Below are 8,320 nucleotides of genomic sequence, written 5' to 3'. Positions count from 1 at the left end.
TTGCATGTATTAGGCATGCCGCCAGCGTTCGTCCTGAGCCAGGATCAAACTCTCCAATAAAGATGAATTTCAGCAGCACGGTTAGACGCTATGAAAATCATCTGGGGTATTGAAAAGAGCGATTAGCTCATTTTGAATCTGACGAGATTAAAATCTCAATTGTGCTTCGAAATCATACAGTCAAATGACGTGTACCGATTTCTCAGCGTTGATCTTGCAAGCAAGATCGTTACTCACTCGTTGTTCAGTTTTCAAAGATCAAACTTATCATTTCATTTCGTTATCGCGTCAGCGCTGTGTTTCAGCGTCGACTTAAATAATATAACATATCGCCGAAACCATTGCAACAGTTTTTTTATTATTTTTTATTTCATAGATTTCAGACACACGTTAACTCTTTCAAATCCAATAAAATAAAACGTATTGATATATTAGCACAAATACAACGAATTAACAATTAATTTACAACTTTTCGTTTAATTCTAGTTATATTTCTCCCTTTACTGAGTCTGATCAATCCTGCTAATAGTAACAAGCCAGCCCTTCATACATAGGCTGGCTTGTTACTATTTTAGCAATCAGTTATTGACCATCCCATTTAGTTTGACTATGACTGTATCCAGGGATTACGACGTTTTTTGGTTGAATTGCGTTTGTCAGCTTCTGTTTTACGTCTGTCATTTGCAGATGAAACGGATACTTTAGAAGTTCTTCTCCCAGTTGGTTTACTTGTTCTGCGCTTCGCTGTTCCGGTTTTTGCAGAAGCTTGCTTCGTTTTCCCGCCTGCATCTGTTACTTCTTCCCCCGATATATTGGACTGGCTTAAATCCGCCTCTTCCCGCTCACCTTTTTTACTTCCTCCATGACCTTGTGAAGGATACAATTCTCCAAACGCTCCAAGCGGAGATGGGGGTACCATGTTTTGTGTAGGGTATGGATTTTGATAGGCGTATTCCACGGGTTGGCTTGGTACAAAGTTTGGCCCCATGTTGGACTGCATACCATACGGGTCGTATGGGCCATACATCCCCCACGCCGGATCCTGATAAGTATGTGCAGGATAGTGACCATAGTGCGGGGGATGCATGTGTCCACCACACCCACAAGGCGGATATGGAAGCGTTGAATATGGTGAAATAAATGGCGACTGATTCATATGTGCATCAGCGACAAATGGAGGGAATGGGCTGTTAACTTGAGCTGCAGGCGCTGTCGGGTAAACATTCCCCTGCAGATCTGGAGCCAGGTTCGGCATCACATTGTTATGGTTGTGCTCCGGCCATTGACCTTGGTATGAATGGCTTACTGAGTACGGGGTAGCTTCAGGTAAGCCAGGAAATCCTGAATTATGGTTGACCCCAGAAATATAGGTCGAGTCAGGAACAGCATACACCTCTTGGACCGGTACCGGAATTTCAGCATATGGATGCTCTGCCGGTGCATGATGCAATTTGTTACCGCAACCGCAAGGCGACTTGGTGGCTGGGGATACGACAGAAGGTGATTTGGTATTGGGGATGACTGGTAGCGGCATAATTTCAGGAGAAAGATTGGGCATTGTGTACGTGGGTACTTCCGGCAGTGGCGCTACTTCGGCCGCTGGAGCAACCTGTTCCTTTTTCTCAGGCTCCTTCTCCGGCTTCACTTCGGGAATCTCCGGCAGCTGTGGTAGTACTTCCAGTTCAGGCATGACATTAGGCATGACAGGATTTGGAGGAACAGGTGTAGGCGCTGGTGTCGGAGCAGGAACTGGCGCTTCTTCCACAGGCTTAGGCGTTATCGGTGCTGGTGGTGCTGGCTCTTCTTTGACTCCTGTGTAGTCTTTCCCTTCGGGTGACAGCTTTTCATGAGCGACAATGTTGCCCGCCTCACTACCTGCTACCGTATTCCCCTGAACATGCTGGGATGGAATATAAACCGTCTCTCCTACAAGCAGTGCATTCGGGTTTTTCAATTGAGGATTGGCGTTGATCATATCCTTCAGTGGAACTCCCCAAGCCTGGGACAGCTTCCATAAGGAATCTCCCTGTTGGACTTTGTGGCTGTGCAATATTCCTTCTGGTTTCGGTGTTACAGGCTCTGCAGGAATTTTGACTTTCATACCGATCTCCAGCTTTTCGGGATCGGCAATTTGCGGATTAGCCGCAATAATTTTGTCCAGGCCCACGTTATATTTTTGGGACAGTAAATATAACGTGTCGCCTTTTTTCACCATGTGTATTTTCACGGGGAACTAACCTCCTAGACGTGATACTTGGGCAGTGCATTCGCCCATACCGTTACTACATCCTATGCAGGAACTGGGCCAATGACATCAACTATACAAAAAAAATCCTCCCCGCCTCTAAAACCCGCCCCCTGATTGGGATACAGATTTTATTGGACAAGAAGGACATTATATTAAAATATATTTTTGATAATTAAGCTTCCCAAACCTTATAACCGTCTTTATCAACAATTTGACGGAACGCTTCAAGCAATCTCAACGTGACTGGGCCTGCTACACCCGATCCAATTGTTCTTCCATCAACCTCATATGCGGCGATGACTTCTGCGGCTGTTCCCGTGAAAAAGACTTCATCAGCGATGTACACATCATGCAGGGTAAAAGGAACTTCTTTTAGTTCCAGATCCAGTTCGCCACACAGATCAATGATCGCCTGACGTGTGATTCCTTCCAAAGCTCCCAGGTAGCAAGGCGGCGTATAGACAACACCATTTTTAACAATAAAGATATTATCACTTGAGCCCTCAGTAACGTAACCTTGAGAATTCAGCATAATCGCTTCACCAACACCTGCATAGTTGGACTGAATTTTAACAAGTATGTTATTCAAATAGTTTAATGATTTAATTTTCGGATTGAGCGCATCCGGGATATTCCGTCGCTGGGATACAGATACGGCCTTTAAACCCGTGAGATACGCTTCCTCTGGGTAAATCGCCAGTTGCTCTACAATAATAATAACGGATGCCTTCGGACAGCGCAGCGGATCCAGACCCAGATTACCAGGTCCACGCGATACGATCAGTCGAATATAGCCGTTACGCATATCATTGCGGCGGACCGTTTCCGCCATAACTTCGAGCATTTCATCATACGATAAAGGAATGTTCAGACTGATTGATTTTGCCGAATCATACAGACGGTCCAAATGTGCCTTGCATCTGAAAATGTTACCGTTATAAATCCGGATGCCTTCGAAAATTCCGTCCCCATACAAAAAGCCGTGATCATACACAGAAACGGTTGCGTTCTCCTTGGTCACATATTGACCATCCAAATAAATCCACTGTTCTGACATGGATGACTGCACCTCCGTTAAATTTCCAACCATTGAATGCCGATTCTTAAATTATTCCATTTTATTGTACAACAAATGACAAGCCTTTACGTGCACTTTTTTACCCGCCTCGATGACAACCCTGGGCTAAATTTTATCCTTATTATCAGGTGGTCTTCAATGAAGGATATGTATAACATGGATAGCTGCCCAGAACCCGGACCTGACAATTCAAAGCCTCGATCTCAGCCATGGCTGCTGTAAGCAACACGGATTCTACCGTTTCCTCAACATCGATATAAAAATAGTAACTGCCCAGCCGTTTCTTGGTAGGACGAGACTCCAGCCTTGTCAAGTTCAGCTTCCTCCAGGCAAATGCAGACAACACCTGATGCAGGGCACCCGGTGCATCTTCAGGCAGCGTGACCAGCAAGCTCGTTTTCACATGATCCGGCTCACGTTGTATCTGCACGGGCTCATGACCTATAAGCACAAAACGGGTGTAATTGTTGTCATGATCGGTTACCCGTTCAGCCATAATGTCCAATCCATGCTTTTGTGCGGCAAGCCGGGTGCCAATAGCCGCCCAGCCTTTGCTCGGATTCTTTTTCACCAGTTCCACAGCTTCTGCTGTGCTGTTAACGCCCTCAAGCTCAGCTTCCGGGGAATGAAGACGGATAAAGTTCTGGCATTGCGGAATGGCTACCGGATGAGACATGATCTTGGTGATTTTCCCAAAGTCATATGCACCACTCTCGTCAATGAACTCGGAACCATGCCCGATAACATTTTGTATGGAGGGATAGACCCACTCGGCTTGCATCGGAATATCCACTTCGTTAACCAGCCAGTCCATATGCAAACTAACGGAACCTTCAATTGTATTTTCAATAGGAATTACACTATATTGCGATTTCCCGCTGTCCGCAGCACGAAAAACATCAGAAATCAGCTTGGAATGAAGCAACTCGAGCGGTTCCCCATTAAACAGAAATTCTACGGCTTCATGGGAAACGGAGCCTTCAGGTAATACGGCAATTCGTTTCATGCATTAACTTCCCCTTTAATTCTGTCCAAAAAAGGACGTTCATCTTGATCAGACAGTACGGTTACCCCGTCCAAATCCGGATCCAGCCACAAGGCCGTCGCAGTAATACCCTCACTGCTCATGGTCTTCATCAAATACTGCTCCAGGTCTGCTTTGTGAATATCATGCCGATCTACCAGTGTCAGAACAGTGGGGCCAGCTCCACTGAGTGCAGCTCCCAAAGCGCCATGTTGCACAGCATGTTCCAAAATTTCGCTCATTCCCGGCACCAAGGATGCCCGATAAGGTTGATGGATACGATCAGACATTGCTTTCTGGATCATATCCAGCCGCCCGCTTGCCAGGGCCGCAACTAACAAGGAAGACCTGCTTATATTATGCACGACATCCGACTTATCAAACTGCTGCGGAATCACATTTCTTGCTTTTGAAGTCGACAACTCGAAGTCCGGCACGATGACCAATGTCTGCAGATCCTGGTGAGGCTCTATGCGAATATAATCTACACGACTACCATCCCACGCTGCCGTGATGATCCCGCCATATAGCGAAGCACCAACATTATCCGGGTGTTTCTCCAGCGAAGTCGCCATATCCATAAGCTTGTCATCCGATAACGGAGCTCCAATCAACGCGTTCGCAGCAGCAAGTGCACCAACAATAGCAGATGCACTGCTGCCCAGTCCGCGGGTAAGAGGAATATCCGAATACATGGAAATCTCCAATTCAGGTACAGAAACTCCTGCTTCTTTGAATACCATTTGTGCAACTTCGTAGATCAGATTGGAACGATCCGTTGGTAAACCAGTCAGATGTTCTCCATGTAAATGGAACACAGTCTGATCAGCCGGTTTCATCTCAATCCAGGCATATAAAGACAATGCCATGCCCAGGGTATCAAACCCCGGGCCCAGATTGGCTGTACTTGCGGGTACTTTTACTGTGACTCTTTGCTGCAAGCTCATACAGATTGCTGCTCCAGCTGTGCAATGGCCGCCATAACCGCTTCTTCCGAATCCTCTACAACCAGCGGCTCTGTTGCAACCGTTTTGATTGCGATATTCGGATCTTTCAAGCCATGTCCCGTCAAAACGCAAACAACCGTCTCTCCGCCTTTAAAGTATCCTTCCTGCTTCAGTTTATATACTCCTGCAACTGAGGCTGCCGATGCCGGTTCAGCGAAGATGCCTTCCCGTGCAGCAATGGTACGGTACGCTGTCAAAATTTCTTCGTCTGTTACATAATTGATCTGTCCGCCAGATTCCTCAGCCGCGGCTACAGCCGTCTTCCAACTAGCCGGGTTACCAATGCGAATCGCCGTGGCTACAGTCTCAGGCTCAAGAATCGGCTCTCCTTTAACGATCGCCATCGCACCTTCCGCTTCAAAACCAACCATACGTGGCAGGGAATCCGATTTTCCTGCTTCTTTATATTCTTTGAAGCCTTTCCAGTAGGCTGAGATGTTCCCCGCATTGCCGACTGGGATTGCGAGTACGTCAGGTGCTTGGCCCAATTGGTCAACAACTTCAAATGCAGCGGTTTTTTGACCTTCAATCCGGAAAGGGTTCACGGAGTTCACCAGCGTAATGGGGTGCTTCGCTGTAATCTCACGTACAATTTCGAGCGCACGGTCAAAGTTACCGTTAATCGCAATCACTTTGGCTCCGTAGATCATGGCCTGAGCCAATTTGCCCAGTGCGATGTTGTTATTTGGAATCAATACGATACAGTTCAGGCCACCACGTGCCGCATATGCAGCAGCAGCTGCTGAAGTGTTCCCTGTCGAGGCACACATGATGGTACGGCTGCCCTCTTCCATGGCTTTGGCAACAGCCATTACCATTCCGCGGTCTTTAAAAGAACCGCTTGGGTTTAAACCTTCATATTTGAAATATAAATTCAGTCCAAGCTCCTTGGACAGGTTTTCAGCATGAATCAGAGGTGTATTCCCTTCCTGAAGCGTGAGCATAGGTGTATTTTCATTGACCGGAAGGTACTCTTTATAAGTTTGCAGCAATCCTTGATATCTCATTGTAGTAAGCTCCTTTATGATTAAATAATACGAATATGAAAACCTGCATCTATATAATTAAACGTGTGCATTTAAAATTGGAATCCTAACGAGAAACGAAAATGCAACCTAACCTTCAACCCGATATACACTCTTGATGCGACGAATGACACTAAGCGATTCAAAGTGCTTCAACACTTTATCCATACTTGCCTTGCTTGCATTATGTGTAACAATAATGATCTCGGCATCCGGGTTATGCTCATTGGGCTGTTGAACTACCGAAGCGAGACTGACTTCATATTCGGCAAAAATTTGCGTGATTTGTGCCAAAACGCCCGCTTTGTCGTCCACGTGCAGCAAAATGAAGTTTTTCGACATAATCTGCTCATCGCTTTGCAGACGTTTTTGTTTGTATGGAGCGATAGCTTTGAGTCCATTTACGCCGAGCTTCAGATTTTTGATGACAGCGACCAAATCTGCAACTACGGAAGTTGCCGTTGGAAGTTCGCCCGCACCCGCACCGTAAAACATCGTCTCCCCTACTGCTTCCCCATGGACATAAACTGCATTGAATACACCATTAACAGAGGCAATCGGGTGATTCTGTCTAACCATGGTTGGTTGAACACTGATGTTGATCTCATCATCACGGCAATCTGCGATCCCCAGCAGTTTCATCTCATAGCCGAGTCTTCTGGCATACGTAATGTCTTCACGGGTTACGGAAGAAATACCGCTGACGGTCACATCCTGCAGCTCCACATTGGTGCGAAAGCCCAGCGTTCCCAGTATTGCCATTTTGCGGGCAGCATCCAGTCCCTCCACATCCGAAGTCGGATCTGCTTCTGCATAACCCAAAGCCTGTGCCTCTGCGAGAACCTCTCCATAGGAGGCACCTTCCTGACTCATTTTGCTCAAAATAAAGTTCGTAGTTCCGTTCACAATGCCCATAATGCGGGTAATCCGATCAGAGGAGAAACCTTCAATCAGTGTGCGGATAATTGGAATCCCCCCGGCTACACTGGCTTCATAGAAGACATCACATTTCTTCTCCTGTGCCTTTGCCAAAATCTCCGAACCGTGGAGAGCCATCAGATCCTTGTTTGCTGTGACAATATGTTTACCCCGCTCCAGCGCTTCAAGAATGTACTCTTTCGTCTGGTCAATACCGCCCATAACCTCGACGATCACATCAATGTCCGGGTGACGAATCACTTCCCACGGATCTTCTGTCAGTTTGGCACGATCCACAGCAATGACACGATCCTTGTCCGTGTTTTTAACGGAAATCTTTTCAATGACAATTGGTGAACCGACCTGACTACTCAGATCCTCCTGATTTCCTTCCACAATGCGAACGACACCGGTACCTACCGTTCCCAGTCCCAACAATCCCACTTTCACTGGCTTCACTAACGATCTACCCCCTAATATCTTTTACGTCTGCCATTCCTGTACACTTCTATGTACAATAAAGCAGTTTAGTTAAGCATATATTCGAACGTTTATGAGATAAATTTCAGTTAGCCCTGACCTACAATCCGTGTGCGCCGAACTCCGGGCATATCCTGCATCCGATCCAGCATTTCACCGATCTCTCCATGGAGATGTGACGTCTCGACCGATATAACAACATTGGCTCTCCCCTGAAGCGGGATACTTTGGTTAATGGTGAGTACGTTCGCTCCATATCCAGCCACATGTCCTAACACACGAGACAGTATACCGGACTGATGCTCCAGGTCAATCGAGATGGTAACGATTCTTTCCCGTTCAAGCTGGTTGATTAGATGGATTCCATCCTTATACTTGTAAAAAGCACTCCGGCTTAATCCGACCTGCTCTACGGCTTCATGCACTGTTTTGACATCTCCCGAAGCCAGCAGCTCTTTTACCTGCATCGTCTTCACGACAGCTTCTGGCAAAATGTCTTCCCGTACTAAGTAATAGCGTTCATTCACAGAACGTCCTCTC

The 8,320-nt window shown here is 46.6% G+C and carries 7 protein-coding genes and 1 rRNA gene; all 8 read right to left on the bottom strand.

Annotation, left to right across the window (positions count from 1 at the left end):
• Nucleotides 1-60 (bottom strand): 16S ribosomal RNA (locus AAIH57_RS27950); the annotation flags it as partial.
• 547 nt (nt 61-607) lie between these two features.
• Nucleotides 608-2,227: a LysM peptidoglycan-binding domain-containing protein gene (locus tag AAIH57_RS27945; RefSeq protein ID WP_430023785.1), complete on the bottom strand. Its 1,620-nt coding sequence runs from the start codon at nt 2,225-2,227 to the stop codon at nt 608-610.
• A 193-nt stretch (nt 2,228-2,420) separates the two neighbouring features.
• Nucleotides 2,421-3,305, bottom strand: coding sequence for a branched-chain-amino-acid transaminase (gene ilvE, locus AAIH57_RS27940; protein WP_175394375.1), 885 nt, complete (start codon nt 3,303-3,305; stop codon nt 2,421-2,423).
• Between the two features lie 145 nt (nt 3,306-3,450).
• Entirely contained in the window at nt 3,451-4,332 is an 882-nt protein-coding gene (gene pheA, locus AAIH57_RS27935) for a prephenate dehydratase (protein ID WP_430023784.1), read from the bottom strand.
• Nucleotides 4,329-5,297 carry a homoserine kinase gene (gene thrB, locus AAIH57_RS27930; protein ID WP_430023783.1) on the bottom strand — a complete coding sequence of 323 codons (969 nt, stop codon included), beginning with the start codon at nt 5,295-5,297 and terminating at the stop codon, nt 4,329-4,331. Before thrB ends, pheA begins: the two co-directional genes overlap by 4 nt.
• Entirely contained in the window at nt 5,294-6,364 is a 1,071-nt protein-coding gene (gene thrC, locus AAIH57_RS27925) for a threonine synthase (protein WP_175394378.1), read from the bottom strand. Before thrC ends, thrB begins: the two co-directional genes overlap by 4 nt.
• Nucleotides 6,365-6,472: 108 nt before the next feature.
• Complete coding sequence (locus AAIH57_RS27920; RefSeq protein WP_175394379.1) at nt 6,473-7,759, bottom strand: homoserine dehydrogenase; 1,287 nt, start codon at nt 7,757-7,759, stop codon at nt 6,473-6,475.
• A 110-nt stretch (nt 7,760-7,869) separates the two neighbouring features.
• A complete protein-coding gene (locus tag AAIH57_RS27915; protein ID WP_024633956.1) occupies nt 7,870-8,307 on the bottom strand; it encodes an ACT domain-containing protein in 438 nt (145 codons plus the stop codon).
• Between the last annotated feature and the right edge of the window lie 13 nt (nt 8,308-8,320).

The organism is Paenibacillus sp. MABNR03 (assembly GCF_050455445.1).
Lineage (GTDB): Bacteria > Bacillota > Bacilli > Paenibacillales > Paenibacillaceae > Paenibacillus > Paenibacillus xylanilyticus.
This window is presented reverse-complemented; position numbering and strand designations above follow the sequence as displayed.